Consider the following 18,507-nt stretch of genomic DNA (forward strand, 5'->3'; position numbering starts at 1 on the left):
TTTCACCTTAGTTTGGCTTTTGATCAATATTTGAGAAAACTCATCTAGTCAAAAAAGGGAGGAGGAAGGATAAAACACCAAACAGAGGTTCATGCGTTTGTCGTGTGAAAAGAGTAACCTACTTGCCAATTTAGCCTCTATCTGTTAAACTAGAGGGAAGAACATAAAAGGAGCCTATCATGTCTGAACGTGGATTGCTGATTGTCTTTTCTGGTCCATCCGGTGTCGGGAAAGGCACAGTAAGGGAAGCCATTTTTTCAAGCCCAGATAATAAATTTGCCTACTCTGTTTCGATGACGACTCGTCCCCAACGACCTGGGGAGGTTGACGGTGTTGATTATTTCTTCCGCACGCGCGAAGAGTTTGAGGAGCTCATTCGTAACGGTCAAATGTTGGAGTATGCAGAGTACGTCGGTAATTACTACGGCACACCCTTGACCTACGTCAATGAAACCTTGGACAAGGGCATAGACGTTTTTCTCGAAATCGAGGTCCAAGGGGCGCTTCAAGTTCAGAAAAAGGTGCCAGATGGGGTCTTTATCTTTTTGACACCGCCTGATTTAGAAGAATTACAAGACCGTCTGGTCGGTCGAGGGACTGACTCAGAAGACGTCATCGCCCAACGTATCGCACGAGCCAAAGAGGAAATTGCCCTCATGCGAGAATACGATTACGCAGTGGTTAACGATGAAGTTCATCTGGCTGCTGAACGGGTTAAGAAAATTATTGAAGTTGAGCATTTCCGCGTAGAGCGTTGCATCGGTCACTACAATGACATGATCAATGACATTTAAGTTGTTTTTGCTCATTGCTGGAATTGGTCAAAGGAATACGCCACCTCTCCTCGCCTAACTAACTGCTGTCTCTAGTAGGCCCTTGGTCAAAGTGAGACAACAGCAAAGATACTGAATAAGTGCTAATCGTCGATTCAGACTTGTTTAGCTCTGCTATTTTTCCGATATTTACAGAAAAGAGATTATGATATATGATGTTAAAACCTTCTATCGATACCTTGCTGGACAAGGTGCCATCAAAATACTCCCTTTGCGTTCTCCAAGCCAAGCGAGCGCACGAACTTGAAGCGGGTGCCAGGCCAACGACTAAAAGTTTCAGCTCTGTCAAATCAACCCTGCGTGCTTTGGAAGAAATTGAAGCGGGTCTCGTGACCATTCACCCAGAGCCAGATGCTAAACGGGCAGCTGTGCTGGCGCGTATCGAAGCAGAACGCCTCAAACGTGAAGAGGAAGAGCGTAAAATCAAGGAACAAATCGCAAAAGAAAAAGAAGAAGGAGAAAAAATCTAAGGTTGTCCCCAATCTTAGATTTTTCCGTATCACATCATGCCAAAAATTGCCCAGATTATCATCGATTTGCCACTTAAACAGACCGACCAGCCTTACTCTTACTTGGTTCCTGACGAGCTGGTGGCTCTGATTGCAGTTGGCTCACGGGTTCATGTTCCCTTTGGAGCGACAAACCGTCCCTTGCAAGGCTTTGTGGTTGGTTTTGAAGAAATAGCTAATCAGGACATGACGTTAAAGCCTGTTCTAGCAGTCTTGGATTTAGAGCCTGTCCTCAATCAGGAACAGTTGGATTTGGCTGACGCTTTGCGTCGGACAGTCTTTTCTTATAAAATCAGTCTGCTTAAAGCCATGCTGCCCAGCCTTCTCAATTCAGCTTATAACAAGGTGGTCAAGCTTACCTCGATTGATCTTGTTTCAGACCTTTTCCCAACTGGGAAAAAAGAGATGAGGCTGGCAGAGTTGACTGCTGACCAGCAGGTTCAGGTCAAAGACCTGGTTAAGACTGGTCAAGCTGAAGTTGTCTATCTGGCAACAGATAAAAAGCAGATCAAAACGGTCCGCTACTATCAGGTCAATCTTGACCAGCTCGACCGCTCAGCTATTTCCTCAAGAGCAACAAAACGGTTGGAGCTGGCTGAGTTTCTAACTAAACACCCAGATGACGGTAAGGTCAGTGACCTCAATAAGACCTTCTCGCCTGCTGTGGTTAACTGGTTTATAGAGCAAGGGGTGCTGCTAGTGACTGAGCGCGAGGAGAGTCGTAGTCGGGTCTATTTTGAAGGGGTCAAACAGACCGAGTTTATCCAGCTCAACAGCCAGCAACAAGAGACAGTTACCGCAGTAACTGCTGCCATCGGTCAAGAGAGCTCACCCTTTTTGCTAGAGGGGGTGACTGGGTCTGGTAAGACCGAGGTCTATCTCCACATCATCGACCAGACCTTGAAGATGGGCAAAACTGCTATTGTCCTTGTGCCTGAAATTGTCCTGACCCCACAGATGACCAGTCGCTTTATCTCGCGTTTTGGTCGACAGGTGGCCATCATGCACTCCGGGCTATCGGATGGGGAAAAGTACGACGAATGGCTGAAAATCCGCCGTGGACAGGCTAAGGTCGTCGTCGGTGCCCGATCTGCTATTTTTGCTCCCTTAGAGAATATTGGAGCCATCATCATCGATGAGGAGCATGAGGCGACCTATAAGCAAGAATCCAACCCTCGCTACCACGCTAGAGACGTGGCGGTGCTACGTGCCAAATACCATAAGGCTGCTCTGGTGCTCGGATCAGCGACACCCGCCATCGAATCACGAGCTCGTGCTAGCAAAGGGGTTTATCAGCTCTTGACCTTGACCGAACGTGCTAACCCCTTAGCGGTCATTCCGACGGTGGAGGTCGTTGATTTTAGGGATTATATCGGTCAGCAGGAGATGGGCAATTTTACGCCGCCTTTGGTCGAAAAGATCCGTGACCGCTTGAACAAGGGTGAGCAGGTGGTGCTTCTCCTCAACCGCAGGGGATACTCCAGCTTTGTCATGTGTCGGGATTGTTCTTATGTGGATAATTGTGTCAACTGTGACATCTCCCTGACCCTACACATGACCACTCGCACCATGAACTGCCACTACTGTGGCTTTACCAAGGGTATTCCCAGAACCTGTCCGAACTGTCAGAGTGCCTCCATCTCCTACTACGGGACAGGCACGCAAAAGGCTGCTGATGAGCTGGAACAGCTCTTTCCAGAAACCAAAGTTCTCAGGATGGATGTGGACACAACCAAGAAAAAAGGTAGTCACCAGAAACTGTTAGAAGCTTTTGGCAATGGGAAAGCAGACATTTTATTGGGGACCCAGATGATTGCTAAGGGACTGGATTTCCCGAATGTGACCTTGGTCGGGGTCTTAAATGCAGATACCTCGCTCAACCTGCCTGATTTTAGGGCATCCGAGCGGACCTTCCAACTCTTGACCCAGGTGGCTGGTCGGGCTGGTCGGGCGGACAAGGCTGGGGAGGTCATCATCCAGACCTACAACCCCGATCACTATGCCATTACCTTTGCCAAACATCACGATTACGAGGGATTTTACCGTTACGAGATGGGTATACGACGGGCGCTGGGCTACCCACCTTATTTTTACACCGTTGCCCTGACCATTTCCCACAAGGACGAGCAGGCAGTCATTAAGGCCAGCTATGCTTTTCTGGACCTGCTCAAAACTCACCTGTCTGATCAAGTCAGGTATCTGGGTCCTGTCCCAAAAGCTGTCTCCAGAACCCACAACCTTTACCATTACCAGTTGCTACTGACCTTCAAACAAGAACCCAAGCTCCAAGACGCTCTTAATCAACTCCTTGACCTGACTCAAGACAAGACCAATAAGGATTTGAGGGTGAGCATTGACTATGAACCGCAGAATATCATGTGAGTATCTCTTGTTATAGTCCTCCACCAGCAGCTCTCTTGCTGATGAGATGATGTTGCTAAGTAGTCTATCAATCGTTATAGATGTTTTGAAAAATTTCAGTAAAGCACTTGTGGTACTACAATTAAGTCGTCAGAGTGCTTTTCTTGAAGTGCTTGTCCTGTCAGCAAACCAACTGGTGAGGGTTTCCTTGTCAAATATGATATAATAGTAGAGACAAGACGGCCTTGCAAGGGCCGGTAAGATTACCATTAGAAATAGAAAAGAGAAGAGATGACTAAACTGATTTTTATGGGGACACCTGCCTTTTCCGCGACTGTTCTCCAAGGCTTGCTCAACGACGACCGCTACGAGATTATGGCTGTAGTGACCCAGCCTGACCGTGCTGTCGGGCGTAAGAAAACCTTAACCATGACACCGGTTAAGGAGCTGGCTCTTGCCAACAAGCTCCCTGTCTACCAGCCTGAGAAACTCTCTGGCAGTCAGGAGCTAGAAGACCTGATTGCCCTGGGCGCAGACGGCATCATCACGGCAGCCTTTGGGCAGTTTTTGCCTGAACGCCTGCTCAAGTCAATGAGTTTTGCCCTCAACGTTCATGCCTCCCTTTTGCCCAAATACCGTGGCGGGGCGCCTATCCACTACGCCCTCATCAACGGTGACGAGGAGGTCGGCGTGACCATTATGGAGATGGTCAAGGAGATGGATGCTGGGGATATGGTCGCCAAGCGCGTAACCCCGATTTTGGAGAGTGACAACGTCGGCACGCTTTTTGGAAAAATGGCAGAGCTGGGACGTGATTTACTACTGGATTGCCTGCCCAAGTATCTGGCAGGTGAGATTACCCCTGAACCCCAAGACCCTAGCCAAGTCACCTTTTCTCCCAACATTCGACCAGAGGAGGAAGTTATCGACTGGCAGCTGACCAACCGTCAGGTTTTCAACAAGGTCAGAGGGCTTAATCCCTTACCAGTTGCCCATACCTTCCTAGCTGGGGAACGGTTCAAACTCTACGAGGTTGCCGCAGTAGACGGTCAAGGCCAACCTGGTCAAATCATCGCAAAAACCAAGAAAGACCTGATTGTGGCGGCAGGAACTGGCGCTGTTCGCCTCCTGAGTGTTCAGCCTGCTGGCAAGCCAAAAATGCCGATTGCAGACTTTCTCAATGGGGCTGGGCGTGACTTGCAGGTAGGTGACTACTTTGGCTAGGCAGATGGATACCGCAAGGGGACTTGCCCTGCAGATTCTCGAGGAAATCTTTGACCAAGAGGCTTACAGCAACATCGTCCTCAACCAGCACCTGACTAAGACCTCGCTCTCACCAGCTGATAAGGGTTTGGTCACCGAGCTGGTTTATGGCACCGTCGCTCGGAAAATCACACTGGAGTGGTACTTGGCGCACTACATCGCCGACCGAGACAAGCTAGACAGCTGGGTCTACTACCTGCTCATGACCAGCCTTTACCAAATCTTCTATTTGGATAAAATTCCAGACCATGCGGTGGTTAATGCCGCAGTTGACCTTGCGAAAGCACGGCACAAAAACTCAGGGGCGGACAAGCTAGTCAATGCGGTTCTGCGCCGTTTCTTGCGTGAAGAGCGCCCAAACCCTGCTCAGATCAAGCGGGTCAATAAGCGCTATGCTGTGCAATACAGTCTGCCAGTCTGGCTGGTCAAAAAGCTGATAGACCAGTTTGGGGAGGAGCGCGCCGTAGCCATCATGGCAAGCCTCTACGTCCGTAACAAGGCCAGTATCCGAGTGACAGATCCTAATCAGTTGGAGCGGATTAAGGCTGAAACAGGGGCTGACCAGTCGCTCCTGTCACCTGTCGGCTTGACCAAGCATAGCGGGCATTTTGCTGGGACGGCTGATTTTGCTAAAGGCTTAGTGACTATTCAGGACGAGACTAGCCAGCTGGTTGCACCGACCTTAAACCTGCAAGGGCAGGAGCAGGTGCTGGATGCTTGTGCAGCTCCAGGTGGCAAGACAGTTCACATCGCCAGCTATTTGACCACAGGTCAGGTGACAGCTCTGGACCTCTATGACCACAAACTGGACTTGATTACGGAGAATGCTGAGCGTCTCGGAGTGACTGACCGTGTCAAGCTACTCAAACTGGATGCCAGTCAGGTGCACCGCTATTTTCCCAAAGATCACTTTGATAAAATCTTGGTGGATGCGCCTTGTTCAGGGATTGGGCTCATGCGCCGCAAGCCAGACCTCAAATACCGCAAGGAAGCAGGGGATTTCATGGCCTTGCAGACCATTCAGCTAGAGATTCTAGCTAGTGTTTGTCAAACCCTACGGGTTGGTGGTATAATGACCTATAGTACTTGCACGATTGTGGCGGAGGAAAATCAGCAGGTGATCGCAGCCTTTTTGGCCAGCCATCCCAATTTTGAACAGGTGCCTCTTAGCCACGAGCAGGAGAGCATCGTCTCAGAGGGCTGTTTAGTCATTACCCCTGAGCAGTTTGGGACAGATGGTTTCTTTATTGCCCAGTTGTGTCGCCGTTATTAAGGGCCATATAGTGCTGGTACTTCTCGTATCTGAATGAAAGGAAAGATGACAAATGAAAATAGCTTTAAAAACGGACATTGGTCAAAAACGGTCGAACAACCAAGACTATGTCAACAAGTTTGTAAACAAAGGTGGGCAGACTTTAATTGTTTTAGCTGATGGTATGGGTGGTCACAAGGCTGGTCACATTGCTAGTCAGGTGACTGTGACAGATTTGGGGCGTGCCTGGGTTAGTACAGAGTTTACAGAGGGCGACTGGGAGCCTATTCGTTCTTGGCTTTTAGAGACCATCCAAGTTGAAAATCAAAAGATTTTTGAGATGGGGCAAACGGAAGACTACCAAGGCATGGGGACAACCATCGAAGCGTTAGCTCTGGTCGGCAATTATGCCATTTTTGCCCATGTTGGTGACTCTCGTGTTGGCTTAGTCCGAGAAGGTATTTACCATCAGCTGACGAGTGACCATTCCTTGGTTAATGCGCTCGTTAAGGCAGGTCAGCTCACTGCTGAGGAAGCACAGACTCACCCTCAACGCAATATCATTACGCAATCTGTTGGTCAATCGCAGCCATTAGACATTGATTTAGCCATTCAAGAACTGTTCCCAGGCGATTATCTTTTGGTCAATAGTGATGGGCTGACAAACCTTGTTTCTAACGAAGTCATTACCCGTATTATCACAGATGAGTTGAGCCTTGAAGGCAAAGCGGAATTGCTGGTTAATGAAGCTAATTTTGCAGGAGGCTTGGATAATATCACGGTTGCCTTGGTTCAAGTCGGAGGGGAGGTGGCCTGATGCTTGCTACAGGAAAACTATTTGCAGGTCGTTACCGCATTGTTAAATCAATCGGACGAGGTGGCATGGCGGATGTTTATCTCGGACGTGACCTGATTTTAGATGATGAAGAAGTCGCTATCAAAATCCTCCGAACCAACTACCAGACGGACCAAGTCGCTGTTGCACGTTTTCAACGTGAGGCTAGAGCCATGGCTGAACTCAATCATCCCAATATTGTTGGTATCCGTGACATTGGTGAAGACGAAGGACAGCAATTCATTGTCATGGAATACATTGATGGTTGGGACTTGAAAAAATATATCCAAGAAAAAGGTCCTCTCACTAGCGAGGAAGCTAGTCGCATCATGACAGAAGTCTTGTCTGCGATGACCCTAGCGCATCAACAAGGCATTGTTCACCGAGATTTAAAACCACAAAATGTCATACTGACCAAATCAGGTCGTGCTAAGGTAACGGATTTTGGGATAGCTGTTGCTTTTGCAGAAACCAGCCTGACACAGACCAATTCGATGCTGGGGTCGGTTCATTACCTGTCACCTGAGCAGGCGCGTGGGTCAAAAGCGACTGTACAGAGTGACATTTACGCTATGGGGATCATGCTTTATGAGATGCTGACAGGTCACATTCCATTTGACGGAGATAGTGCGGTGACCATTGCGCTTCAGCATTTTCAAAAGCCACTACCGTCTATTTTAGCTGAAAATCCTCAGGTTCCTCAATCCTTGGAAAATATCGTGATTCGAGCGACAGCCAAAAAACTGACTGACCGCTATATTTCAACCTTCCAAATGAGTCGTGACCTTGCTACAGCCCTTTATCCTAGTCGTCGCAACGAACGGCGACTGAGCTTTGAAGAGACAACGGTAACAAAACCTCTGCCGAAGGTTGAACCAACGCCAGTGCCACCGCCTCGTCAGCAAACCCGTGTCAGCCAGATGACACAAACCATTCCAGGTCGGTCGCCACGCGTGGAGCAGACCAGTAGTTATAAACCCGTTGAGGAAAAGGCAGCGCACACCACTAAACGATCTAAACCATCGCTCTTTTCAACGCTTGCTAAAATTCTAGTTGCACTGATGTTTCTTGTGATGACAGGTTTTGCTTATTTAGTATTGAGCAGCCCTGCAACAATTAAAGTCCCAGAACTCATCGGTGTGCCCCAAGAACAAGCCATCCAGAGGTTGACTGATGAAGGGCTTGCTCTAGGTCAGGTGGTCGAGGTTGAAAGCGAAACGGTTGAAAAAGGTCATGTGGTTAAAACCGATCCTGTCGCAGGCACCAACCGCAAAAAAGGTGCCAAGGTCAATCTCTATGTTTCCGCAGGCCGGCTGAGCTTTGAAATGCCAGATTATGTTGGGGAGACGTACGAGAGTGTTGCTTCTCGTTTGTTGTCAGATTATGGGATAACATCTGAACAAATTGTTGTGAAGAATGTGAAGACGACAGAGGAAGAAGCAGGGACGATTCTCAGTCAGAGTCCAAAAGCAGGTTCAACCTACACCATTGGTAAGTCAGGTAAGATAACCTTTGAAGTGGCTGTAAGTAGCTATATCACTATGCCTAATCTCATCGGCACAACGCAGGAGCAGGCGACGGCTCTACTGAAGAACCTAGGTGTCAACTCCTCTAAGATTAAATACTACACGCTGGCTGGCTTAGAAGTTAAAACTCCAGCGGCAGGACGATTAGTTGCTGGTCAGACACCTTACTCAGGGGAACTGTTTAATTTATCAGAAGCAGGCTATATCGAGCTTTATTTGGAAGATGACCCAGCAGAAGCTAGCAGTTCATCAAGCTCGTCATCAAGTGAAGCTTATGTGCCCTCATCGACAACTAGCGACACAAGCACATCGTCAACTTCTGAAACTGGAACGACAACATCAACTCAAACGGAAGGCAGTTAATGCTAACGTTAGTTTGAATAGAAGAGGGAGTTATCAAACCTGAACGGTTTATGATTTCCCTCTTTTTTTTTTGCGGATAAGTTGTTTTATTTCTGCAAAAATGCCTAATTTCTGGTAAAATGCAAGAAAGGAGGGAGACATGAAAAAATTTCAATTCTTTTTACTGGTCGAAGCGGTTCTCCTAGCCTTGGCGCTGATGACGATTTTATCCGAGAGCCTCTACAGTTTTTTGTTAATTTTAGTCGTTGTCTTGTTGGCACTTCGCTTTTATAACCAAGGCAATCAAAGTAATTTTCTTTTGACCGCGGGCTTATTATTACTATTCTTGATCTTTATGCTGAATCCTTTCGTGATTGCAGCTGTGGTACTCGGGGTTGTTTATACCATTATCAACTCTTTTTCACAGGTCAAAGAAAAAAATCAGCTCGCTTTGATTGAATTTAAGTCTCAAGACCTGTCGGTAACGCCCAGACCAAATGACTGGGTTGGCTCTAGCGAACCTGTGTTAACGGAAAGTTACGCTTTTGATGATGTGAATATTATTCGTGTGAGCGGTTCAGATACACTGGACTTGTCAAAGGTCATTCTGGCAGGGTGTGATAATGTCATCATCATCCGTAAGGTGTATGGTCCGACAGTCATTCGTGTACCGGTTGATGTGGCTGTTAGCCTCAATGTTAGTGCAGTGTATGGGACAGTGACGTTTTTTGATTTTCCTGAGTATGATTTACGTAACGAGTCACTGAAACTTGAGGAGGAATCTTATGCCTCGGCTCATCGGTCAGTCAAGATAATGGTTAATCTTATTGCGGGTCAAGTTGAGGTGGTTCGACGATGAAAAAACAAACCATTTTAGTCATGTTTTTGTATGCGGTCGTCATCATCTCAGCAGTTGCCTATATCATTATGACCAGCTTTGGCTTAGGTTTTCCGGACTTGACTGCCAATCCTTTTGGGGTATGGCGTCTCTTGTTTGCGATTGTCTCTTTGAGTCTCTCCTTAACCTTGCTATTTTTGATGGTCTGGTATTGGTCAGATGAAGTGGCAAAACGCCACCTCAATAAAAACCTCAAGCGAATGTTGACTAATCAAACCATCTCCAAACAGCCAAATACAGAGCTGGGAACAAATATCACACGATTGTCTAACAAAATCCAGCAGTTGACAGCTAGTCTGCAAAAAACAGAAAATGCCTACATTCACAATGGTCAAGAGATTGTCCAGCGTGAGCGAAAGCGTATCGCGCGTGACCTGCACGATACGGTCAGTCAGGAGCTGTTTGCAGCAACGATGATTGTATCTGGGTTATCTCAGGTAGTGGGAGATTTAGATATAGAGCAAATCAAACACCAGCTGGTTACGGTGGAAGATATTTTGCAAAATGCTCAAAAAGATTTAAGGATTTTACTTTTGCATCTGCGTCCGACGGAGTTGGAAGGCAAAACCTTGTCAGAAGGCTTTGCCATGATTTTGACAGAGTTAAGGGACAAAAGCGATATGGCGATTAGCTATCATGAGGATATCCAAGGCCTGCCTAAAGTGATTGAAGAACAGCTTTTCCGTATTGCTCAAGAATTTATCAGCAACACCCTCAAACATGCTAAGGCCAGTCAGCTAGATGTTTATCTCAAGCAGACAGTTAACGAAGTCCAGTTAAAAATGATTGACAACGGTGTTGGTTTTGATGTTGATGAAGTGAGGAGTTTGAGCTACGGTTTGAAAAATATCGAAGACCGTATTGAGGATTTGGCTGGCAGTGTACAACTCATAAGCGCTAAAGGTAAGGGAGTATCTATGGATATTCGCGTCCCTATTTTGGAGGAAAACGATGATGAACAAGATTAATGTGATCTTAGTGGATGACCACGAGATGGTGCGCCTGGGGCTTAGCAGTTTTTTAAACATGCAGGCTGATATTGATGTTATTGGGGAAGCTGATAATGGCAGAGCTGGTGTTGAGATGGCGTTAGAGTTGCGACCTGATGTCGTGGTGATGGATTTGGTTATGCCTGAGATAGATGGCGTTGAAGCCACGTTGACACTTCTCAAGAGCTGGTCTGATGTCAACATTTTGGTGTTGACATCTTACCTAGATAATGAAAAAATTTACCCTGTTATTCAAGCAGGCGCAAAAGGCTACATGCTAAAAACCTCCAGCGCTGCAGAAATTCTCCATGCGATTCGAAAAGTGGCCAAAGGGGAGCTAGCTATCCAAACTGAAGTTGATCGTAAATTCCGATACCACAAAAACACGCCTGCGCCTCATGATGAGTTGACTGCCCGTGAGCGTGAAGTTCTGGGATTGCTAGCCAAAGGTTATGATAATCAGACCATCGCTGATGTGTCCTTCATCTCGCTCAAAACAGTGAAAACCCATGTGTCTAACATTTTAGCTAAGTTAGGCGTATCAGACCGTACACAAGCAGTTGTCTATGCATTTCAGCATAATTTGGTGGAAAAAGATAACTAGCTTAGTGCGTACCACCAAGCTAGTTGCTGATGAAAAAAATAAAACAAATCAACTGGTCGTTCTTTTGGAACGACTGGTTTTTAGCTTTATGGTATAATAGAGAGAAATTGTTAAAAGTGAGGAAATGATATGCAGGTAAAATTACGTTATAAAGCAAAAAAAATCAAGGCTGTTTTCTTTGATATCGATGATACCTTACGTGTCAAGGCGACCAGCTACATGCCAGAAACCATCAGCTATGTCTTCGACCAACTACGAGCGAAAGGGATTGTGACAGGCATTGCTTCTGGTCGAGCGATTTACGGTGTTGTGCCAGAAATTCGAGCACTCAATCCGGACTATTTTGTTACCATCAATGGGTCATATGTTGAGGACAAAAAAGGTAAGGAATTGTTTTCAGAGCCAATTCCACAGGAGCTGGTTGAGCAGTTTGTTGCTTGGTGTGATGAAGTTGGGATTGACTACGGTTTTGTAGGTAGCCAAAAGGCTGTCGTCTCTAAACGCACCGCTATTGTTGAACTTGCCCTCGATCCAGTCTATGGGGAACTAGCCGTTGAGCCAGACTTTCACAAAGACCATGCGGTTTACCAGATGTGGACGATTGAGGAAATCGGTGATGACCTGCAACTACCAGAAGCTCTAGCCAAAGACCTTCGTTTGGTGCGTTGGCATAAGAACTCATCTGATGTCGTTTTGACCCATGTTAGCAAGGCCCTCGGGGTAGAACAAGTTGCCAAAGCCCTTGACCTCAAACCTGAAAATATTTTAGTCTTTGGCGATGAGAGAAATGACTTGGAAGTTTTTGATTACGCAGGTCTGTCAGTCGCTATGGGTGGTGCGATTGAAGCCATTAAAGAAAAAGCCGATTTGGTGACTGATTCTGTTGAAGAAGATGGCATTTACAAGGCATTAGTAAAACTGGGTCTGATTGATGAAAAATTAACCCTGCCTCAGCTACATTTGGACCAACATCAAGGACCAATCGTCACCTTCCATACCAACCAAGGGGACATGACCCTCAAACTTTTCTCAGAGCAAGCGCCAAAAACGGTGGCCAACCTCATTGCCCTTGCTAAGTCAGGTTACTATGACGGTGTGATTTTCCACCGTATTATCAAGGAATTTATGATTCAAGGCGGTGACCCAACAGGCACCGGTATGGGTGGCGAGTCTATCTACGGTGATCGCTTTGAGGACGAGTTCTCTGCGGAGCTCTACCACATTCGAGGAGCTCTGTCTATGGCTAACGCCGGTCCAAATACCAATGGTAGCCAGTTCTTCATTGTGCAAAATAGCAAGTTAGCCTTTAGCAAAAAGGAGTTGACCCGCGGTGGGTGGCCAGAAGCCATTACAGAGGTTTATGCAAAGGAGGGCGGCACCCCGCATTTGGATCGTCGCCATACCGTTTTCGGGCAAATTGCTGACGCTACTTCCTTTGAGGTGCTAGACAAGATTGCTGCTCTTGAAACGGATTATGCTGACCGACCTTTGGAAGACGTTGTCATTGAGCATGTTGAGGTGATTGACTGATGAAAGTTGGCGATACCTTAACAGGCACGGTAATTGGCATCAAGCCTTACGGTATTTTTGTTGAACTTCCAAATAATCTGGTTGGTCTGGTTCATATTTCGGAACTAAAGTCAGGATATGTTGATAACATTTATCAGCAAGTCGCGATAGGTCAAGAAGTGATCGTACAGATTATCGACATTGATGAGTACAGTAAAAAAGTGAGTTTTTCCATGCGCAGCCTTGCTTCAAAAGGTCAACCGCTGGCAAACTTTCATCGGTTTTCCCGTCACCGCTATCGTACAGGCTTCGCACCTCTACGCGACCAGCTTCCTAAATGGATTGCGGAAGGGATAAAGCGGCTATCTGAACAACAAAAGGGGCAAGAAAGCTGATGCCTTATACAAATTTATTCTTCGACCTGGACCATACGTTACTGGATTTTGATGCAGCAGAAGGGGTGGCATTGCACCGGTTGCTGAGAGATTTTAATGTTGTTGACTTACCTGCCTATCACACTGCCTATCAGACCATTAATCGTCAACTTTGGAGAGACTTGGAAGCTGGTAAAGTCAGCAAGCAGGAGTTAATCGACAGTCGATTTGCTCGCTTGTTTGCCCATTTTGGGCAGGCTGTAGATGGGCGACAACTGGCCAACATCTACGAAACTTATCTTAGCCAGCAAGGTCAAACCTATCCTGGTGCAGAAGCTCTGCTATTGACCCTAAAAGCCAAAGGCTACAAACTCTATGCCGCGACCAATGGCGTCGCTACTATCCAAGAGGGGCGACTCAATTGCTCTGGGTTAGTTGGCTACTTTGAGGCGGTTTTTATCTCCGAGCAAATCGGTTTTCCGAAACCAGATAGGCGCTTTTTTGAGAAAATAGCAGAGCAAGTAGATGGTTTTTCCCTGTCAACGAGCTTGATGATAGGGGACAACCAACTGGCAGATATCAAGGGAGCACGTGAATTTGGGATGGATACGGTGTTTTATAACCCACATCACCGTGAACTTGATGACGATAGTTATCCGACTTATACCGTAGCCGATTATGAAGAGTTGTTAAAACTTTTAGAGCGCTAAAAAAAGAGCGTGACGCTCTTTTTTACAGGCTGGATAAGCCTTAGCGAGCTGTCCGACGACGAGCTGCTTTTTTACGGTTTTCTTCGATGAATGCTGCTTTTTCCTCTTCAGGATCAATAATGGTTTTTTTAACCGCAAAAACAGCTCCTGCCACAGCAGCTGCTGTGCTGACGATGCCTGTTAGTAAACCTTTTGTAAATGAACCTTTTTTAGCCATAGGTATTCTCCTTTTCTTGTGTTATAATAAGTGTAACGAAAAAACTGTTAAAATTCAAGAAAAAAGTGTGAAAGGAAGGGCAGATGCGACAATTTCAGTCTGAAGACCTAGTTCAGAAGACTAAGAAAGCTATCATTAAAAGTGGTCCCAAATCTAGTAACAGTTTTAGTCAGATGATGAGGCGGATGGATGACTCTCACATAAAACAAGGTCTGATACCAGTCTTTGACGATTACCTTGAATTAGCTCGTCCTTTTCTCGATTTTTGGGCAGTGGTTGTTCATGGTAAAATGCCCCCAAAGAAAGCACTCCATTCGTTTGAAAGGCAGGTGAATGATGCCAACTAAATTACTTGTTATCGTCGGTCCAACAGCTGTTGGTAAAACAGCTCTAGGCATTCAGCTCGCTCAGGCCCTTGATGGAGAGATTATCTCAGGGGATAGCCAGCAGGTCTATCGTGGTTTGGATATTGGGACCGCTAAGGCCAGTCCATTAGAGCAAGCGGCAGCAGTCCACCACTTGATTGATGTCCGAGAGGTGACACAGACCTATTCGGCTTATGATTTTGTGACAGAAGCAAGGGCTGCTATAGATGATATTCTTAGCCGTGGCAAATTGCCGATTATTGTAGGAGGGACAGGCCTCTATATTCAGAGCTTGCTAGAGGGCTATCACTTAGGCGGTGACCTGGATCAGGCGGCAGTTCTTACTTATCGCCAATCACTCGAGCAACTATCTGATGAAGCTCTCTTTGAAAAAATAGCCGAGCAGAAGCTCACCCTCTCACAGCCCAACAGACGTCGAGCGATCAGAGCACTCGAGTTAGCCAAATTTGGGCAAGAACTAACCAACCAACCAACTGATTACGATGCTTACATCATCGGTTTGACCGATGACCGCGTCATTCTCTATGACCGCATCAACCAACGCGTTGATAAGATGGTAACGCAAGGTCTTTTAGAAGAAGCTAGATGGTTGTATGATCATCACCGTGATGCCCAAGCAAGCCGTGGAATTGGCTACAAAGAGCTATTCCCCTATTTTGCAGGAGAATGTCACCTAGATACCGCCATTGACAAGCTAAAACAGCAGACACGCCGTTTTGCAAAACGACAGCTAACCTGGTTTCGTAACCGCATGTCTGTCCATTTTTATAACATTAGCCAGGTTAAATCAGATGATATCCTAGCAGATGTCACTCAATTTTTGACAGATACAGCAAAAAACCAAGATTAGGCATCGCCTAATCTTGGTTTTTATAAAGATAACAACTAGTCGTCATCTGTTGGAGTTTGAGGTGTCACAATTTCAGTGTAGTTGCTGTACATTTCCTTGACGTCATCAGGGAGCCCAGAATCTGATAAAATCTTGTCAAAACGGCTGGTGCTATAGAATGGATAAAAGTCATATTTACCAAACTTTGTGTGATCCGCCAACAGGTATTTGTCAATAGCACTATCGATGGAGAGCTGTTGGGTCTTTCCTTCTGTCTCGCTATAGGTAGAAATCAAGTCCTTATAAATAGCATTAGCACTGACAAAGACCTTAGAGCATTTGATGCTCTTAATGCTCTGATTGGCCAAACTACCGATAAAGGAACCCGTAATATCGCGGTATTTGCCACCAATTAAAATAACATCAATGGTAGGACTAGTCATCAAGATATTAAACACCGGCAAACTGTTTGTAATAATCCGAAGATTACGGTCAAGTACCTTTCTCGCCAAACACTCTAGTGTCGTCCCTGGGCCGAAAAAGATGGTTTCATTGTCTTGGATCAATGGCAGAGCTAAATCGGCAATTTCTTCCTTTTCAGCCATTTGTTGAGTGAGCTTTTCAGTGTTAGACTTTTCGTAGTTCTGATTGTTTTCGATGCTCTGAGCCCCACCATGAACGCGAATTAATTTGCCGGCTTTTTCTAATTCATCCAAATCACGGCGAACAGTCATATCAGAAACATCCAACTCAGCAACAATTTCATGAACGGTAATCAAGCCTCGTTTATTAACCCATTCCAAAATACGTTGCAGACGCTCGTTTTTTAACATGTAGCACCTCTTTCTCTCTTGTTTTTTTACTCTTAGCATAACACAGACAGACGAAAAAATCAAACCAGAACGCAACCCTCTAAAAACAAACAAAAACAAACAAAAACTATTGACATTTTCTGAAAACTATTGTAAAATAATAGTGTAAAATTTTTATAGAAAGGAGAACGAGATGATTTTAACCATTACCATGAACCCTTCGGTAGATGTTGCTTATCTCTTAGAGAGACTGGTTCTTGACAAGGTCAATCGAGTCCCTAATGCCCGTAAAACGGCAGGAGGCAAGGGGTTGAATGTCACACGAGTACTCGCAGAAGTTGGCGACCAGGTTTTGGCTAGTGGTTGCTTGGGCGGACGACTGGGCGATTATATAGAAGATAACTTACCAGAAAATGTTGAGTCAGCTTTCTTTAGAATTGCTGGCGAGACACGGAACTGTGTTGCCATCTTACATGATGACGGTCAACAAACCGAGATATTGGAAGCAGGACCGACCTTATCTGAGCAAGAGACTCAGGACTTTCTCCGTTACTTTGAACAACTTCTGGATAAGACCGCAGTAGTGGTGCTCTCAGGTAGTCTTCCAGCAGGTTTGCCAACAGACTATTATGTTCGCTTAGTGAACTTGGCACAACAGGCGGGTAAACCAGTTGTCCTAGACTGTTCAGGGGCAAGCCTAGAGGCTGTCTTATGGTCAGAACATAAACCGACAGTCATTAAGCCGAATAACGATGAGTTATCTGATTTGCTGGGCATCGAAGTGACTAAAGACATTGACCAACTCAAGACTGTTTTGCAGGATGACCTCTTTGCAGGGATTGAGTGGATTGTGGTGTCTCTGGGAGCAGGTGGTGCCTTTGCTAAGCATGGTGACAAGTTCTACCGAGTAACTATCCCCAAAATCGATGTGGTCAATCCTGTCGGTTCAGGCGACTCCACTGTTGCGGGTATTGCGTCAGCTATTTTCCATCAGGAAAGTGACCAAGACTTACTTAAAAAAGCCAATGTCCTGGGCATGCTCAATGCCCAAGAAGAAATGACCGGTCATGTCAATATGGCCAACTATGATAAACTGTATCAACAATTAAAAGTAGAAGAGGTGTAACATGACATTAACAGCAAACAAACGTGCATTTATGGAAAAACTGTCAGATAGCAAGGGCGTCATTTCGGCGCTTGCTTTTGACCAACGCGGAGCTCTTAAAAAAATGATGGCTAAGCATCAAACAGAAGAGCCAACTGTGGCGCAAATTGAAGAACTCAAAAGCTTAGTATCAGAAGAATTGACCAAGTATGCTTCATCTATCTTGCTTGATCCTGAGTACGGCTTGCCAGCGGTGCAAGTCAAAGATGAAAATGCAGGTCTTCTGTTAGCCTATGAAAAGACTGGCTACGATGCCAGCACGCCAGGTCGTTTGCCTGACTGTTTGGTAGAATGGTCTGCAAAACGCCTCAAAGAGCAAGGGGCTGATGCTGTAAAATTCCTCCTATACTATGATGTGGATGGTGATGAGTACATCAACTTACAAAAACAAGCCTACATGGAGCGTATCGGTTCTGAGTGTAGGGCAGAGGATATCCCATTCTATCTAGAAATCCTCAGCTACGATGAAACTATCGAAGACAACGCTAGCCCAGAATTTGCTAAAGTCAAGCCTCGTAAAGTGATTGAAGCTATGAAAGTCTTCTCAGATGAGCGTTTTGGCGTGGATGTCTTGAAGGTTGAAGTTCCTGTTAACATGAATTATGTTGAAGGTTTTGCAACTGGCGAAGTAGTTTACACTAAAGAAGAAGCAGCCGAGTTCTTCCGTCAACAAGAAGCAGCAACCGATCTGCCATATATCTACCTGTCAGCAGGTGTTTCCAGCAAACTCTTCCAAGATACTTTGGTTTTTGCCGCTGAAGCAGGTGCTAAATTCAACGGCGTGCTTTGCGGACGTGCGACTTGGGCTGGTTCAGTTGAAGTTTACATTAAAGAAGGTAAAGAAGCAGCTCGCGAGTGGTTGCGCACAGAAGGCTTCAAAAACATTGATGACCTCAACAAGGTATTGGAAACAACTGCAACACCTTGGACAGAAAAAGCCTAAATCAATAAAGACTAAAAACAAGGGACATGCCTTGTTTTTAGTTTTTTTTTCAGTACAATAATCATATCTTACACAATTTTCCCAAAAAACATTATCAGCTGAAGAAAAAAATAAAATTCGCAAATTCAGTCTTGATTTACTCAATATCGC

Annotated in this window: 19 protein-coding genes; 17 read left to right on the forward strand and 2 right to left on the reverse strand. The window is 45.8% G+C overall.

What is annotated here, in order from left to right:
- Positions 1-179 precede the first annotated feature (179 nt).
- From gmk to ACERC8_RS08315, 13 genes are all read left to right on the forward strand, one after another.
- Positions 180-794: a guanylate kinase gene (gene gmk / locus ACERC8_RS08255; RefSeq protein WP_373659417.1), complete on the forward strand. Its 615-nt coding sequence runs from the start codon at positions 180-182 to the stop codon at positions 792-794.
- Between the two features lie 191 nt (positions 795-985).
- Complete coding sequence (gene rpoZ, locus ACERC8_RS08260; protein ID WP_373659418.1) at positions 986-1,303, forward strand: DNA-directed RNA polymerase subunit omega; 318 nt, start codon at positions 986-988, stop codon at positions 1,301-1,303.
- Positions 1,304-1,339: 36 nt separating this feature from the next.
- The gene (locus ACERC8_RS08265; RefSeq protein WP_373659419.1) at positions 1,340-3,724 is read left to right on the forward strand and encodes a primosomal protein N'; all 2,385 of its coding nucleotides are present in this window, start codon (positions 1,340-1,342) and stop codon (positions 3,722-3,724) included.
- A gap of 270 nt (positions 3,725-3,994) precedes the next feature.
- Positions 3,995-4,927, forward strand: a complete 933-nt coding sequence (gene fmt / locus ACERC8_RS08270) for a methionyl-tRNA formyltransferase (protein WP_373659421.1) — start codon at positions 3,995-3,997, stop codon at positions 4,925-4,927.
- Positions 4,928-4,931: 4 nt separating this feature from the next.
- Positions 4,932-6,239 (forward strand): 16S rRNA (cytosine(967)-C(5))-methyltransferase RsmB, encoded by a 1,308-nt coding sequence (rsmB, locus tag ACERC8_RS08275; protein ID WP_373659434.1) that lies wholly within the window; start codon positions 4,932-4,934, stop codon positions 6,237-6,239.
- Between the two features lie 52 nt (positions 6,240-6,291).
- A complete protein-coding gene (locus ACERC8_RS08280; RefSeq protein ID WP_018368467.1) occupies positions 6,292-7,035 on the forward strand; it encodes a Stp1/IreP family PP2C-type Ser/Thr phosphatase in 744 nt (247 codons plus the stop codon).
- Positions 7,035-8,942 carry a Stk1 family PASTA domain-containing Ser/Thr kinase gene (gene pknB / locus ACERC8_RS08285; RefSeq protein WP_373659423.1) on the forward strand — a complete coding sequence of 636 codons (1,908 nt, stop codon included), beginning with the start codon at positions 7,035-7,037 and terminating at the stop codon, positions 8,940-8,942. Before ACERC8_RS08280 ends, pknB begins: the two co-directional genes overlap by 1 nt.
- Before the next feature lie 139 nt (positions 8,943-9,081).
- Positions 9,082-9,780 (forward strand): cell wall-active antibiotics response protein LiaF, encoded by a 699-nt coding sequence (liaF, locus tag ACERC8_RS08290; RefSeq protein WP_018368469.1) that lies wholly within the window; start codon positions 9,082-9,084, stop codon positions 9,778-9,780.
- The gene (locus tag ACERC8_RS08295; RefSeq protein ID WP_373659424.1) at positions 9,777-10,787 is read left to right on the forward strand and encodes a sensor histidine kinase; all 1,011 of its coding nucleotides are present in this window, start codon (positions 9,777-9,779) and stop codon (positions 10,785-10,787) included. The genes liaF and ACERC8_RS08295 overlap by 4 nt, the downstream gene beginning before the upstream one ends.
- Positions 10,771-11,412 (forward strand): response regulator, encoded by a 642-nt coding sequence (locus tag ACERC8_RS08300; RefSeq protein ID WP_373659425.1) that lies wholly within the window; start codon positions 10,771-10,773, stop codon positions 11,410-11,412. The genes ACERC8_RS08295 and ACERC8_RS08300 overlap by 17 nt, the downstream gene beginning before the upstream one ends.
- Positions 11,413-11,541: 129 nt before the next feature.
- A complete protein-coding gene (locus ACERC8_RS08305) occupies positions 11,542-12,942 on the forward strand; it encodes a Cof-type HAD-IIB family hydrolase (protein WP_373659426.1) in 1,401 nt (466 codons plus the stop codon).
- Positions 12,942-13,316, forward strand: a complete 375-nt coding sequence (locus ACERC8_RS08310; RefSeq protein WP_373659427.1) for a CvfD/Ygs/GSP13 family RNA-binding post-transcriptional regulator — start codon at positions 12,942-12,944, stop codon at positions 13,314-13,316. Before ACERC8_RS08305 ends, ACERC8_RS08310 begins: the two co-directional genes overlap by 1 nt.
- A complete protein-coding gene (locus ACERC8_RS08315; RefSeq protein WP_373659428.1) occupies positions 13,316-14,005 on the forward strand; it encodes a YjjG family noncanonical pyrimidine nucleotidase in 690 nt (229 codons plus the stop codon). The genes ACERC8_RS08310 and ACERC8_RS08315 overlap by 1 nt, the downstream gene beginning before the upstream one ends.
- Positions 14,006-14,045: 40 nt before the next feature.
- Here ACERC8_RS08315 and ACERC8_RS08320 read toward each other — a convergent pair whose 3' ends face one another.
- Positions 14,046-14,222 carry a DUF3042 family protein gene (locus tag ACERC8_RS08320; protein ID WP_018368475.1) on the reverse strand — a complete coding sequence of 59 codons (177 nt, stop codon included), beginning with the start codon at positions 14,220-14,222 and terminating at the stop codon, positions 14,046-14,048.
- An 83-nt stretch (positions 14,223-14,305) separates the two neighbouring features.
- On the opposite strand from ACERC8_RS08320, the gene ACERC8_RS08325 reads away from it, so the two are divergent.
- Both ACERC8_RS08325 and miaA read left to right on the forward strand, forming a co-directional pair.
- The gene (locus ACERC8_RS08325) at positions 14,306-14,569 is read left to right on the forward strand and encodes a hypothetical protein (RefSeq protein WP_373659429.1); all 264 of its coding nucleotides are present in this window, start codon (positions 14,306-14,308) and stop codon (positions 14,567-14,569) included.
- Complete coding sequence (gene miaA, locus ACERC8_RS08330; RefSeq protein WP_373659430.1) at positions 14,559-15,458, forward strand: tRNA (adenosine(37)-N6)-dimethylallyltransferase MiaA; 900 nt, start codon at positions 14,559-14,561, stop codon at positions 15,456-15,458. Before ACERC8_RS08325 ends, miaA begins: the two co-directional genes overlap by 11 nt.
- A gap of 35 nt (positions 15,459-15,493) precedes the next feature.
- Here miaA and ACERC8_RS08335 read toward each other — a convergent pair whose 3' ends face one another.
- On the reverse strand, positions 15,494-16,270 hold the full coding sequence (locus ACERC8_RS08335; protein ID WP_373659431.1) for a DeoR/GlpR family DNA-binding transcription regulator: 777 nt from the start codon (positions 16,268-16,270) through the stop codon (positions 15,494-15,496).
- 172 nt (positions 16,271-16,442) lie between these two features.
- Here ACERC8_RS08335 and ACERC8_RS08340 point away from each other — a divergent pair, with 172 nt between their 5' ends.
- Positions 16,443-17,375, forward strand: coding sequence for a tagatose-6-phosphate kinase (locus tag ACERC8_RS08340; protein WP_373659432.1), 933 nt, complete (start codon positions 16,443-16,445; stop codon positions 17,373-17,375).
- 1 nt (position 17,376) lies between these two features.
- Positions 17,377-18,357, forward strand: a complete 981-nt coding sequence (gene lacD, locus ACERC8_RS08345) for a tagatose-bisphosphate aldolase (protein ID WP_373659433.1) — start codon at positions 17,377-17,379, stop codon at positions 18,355-18,357.
- The last annotated feature ends 150 nt before the right edge of the window (positions 18,358-18,507 follow it).

Origin of the sequence: Streptococcus sp. E29BA, assembly GCF_041807805.1 — a bacterium.
GTDB lineage: Bacteria > Bacillota > Bacilli > Lactobacillales > Streptococcaceae > Streptococcus > Streptococcus entericus.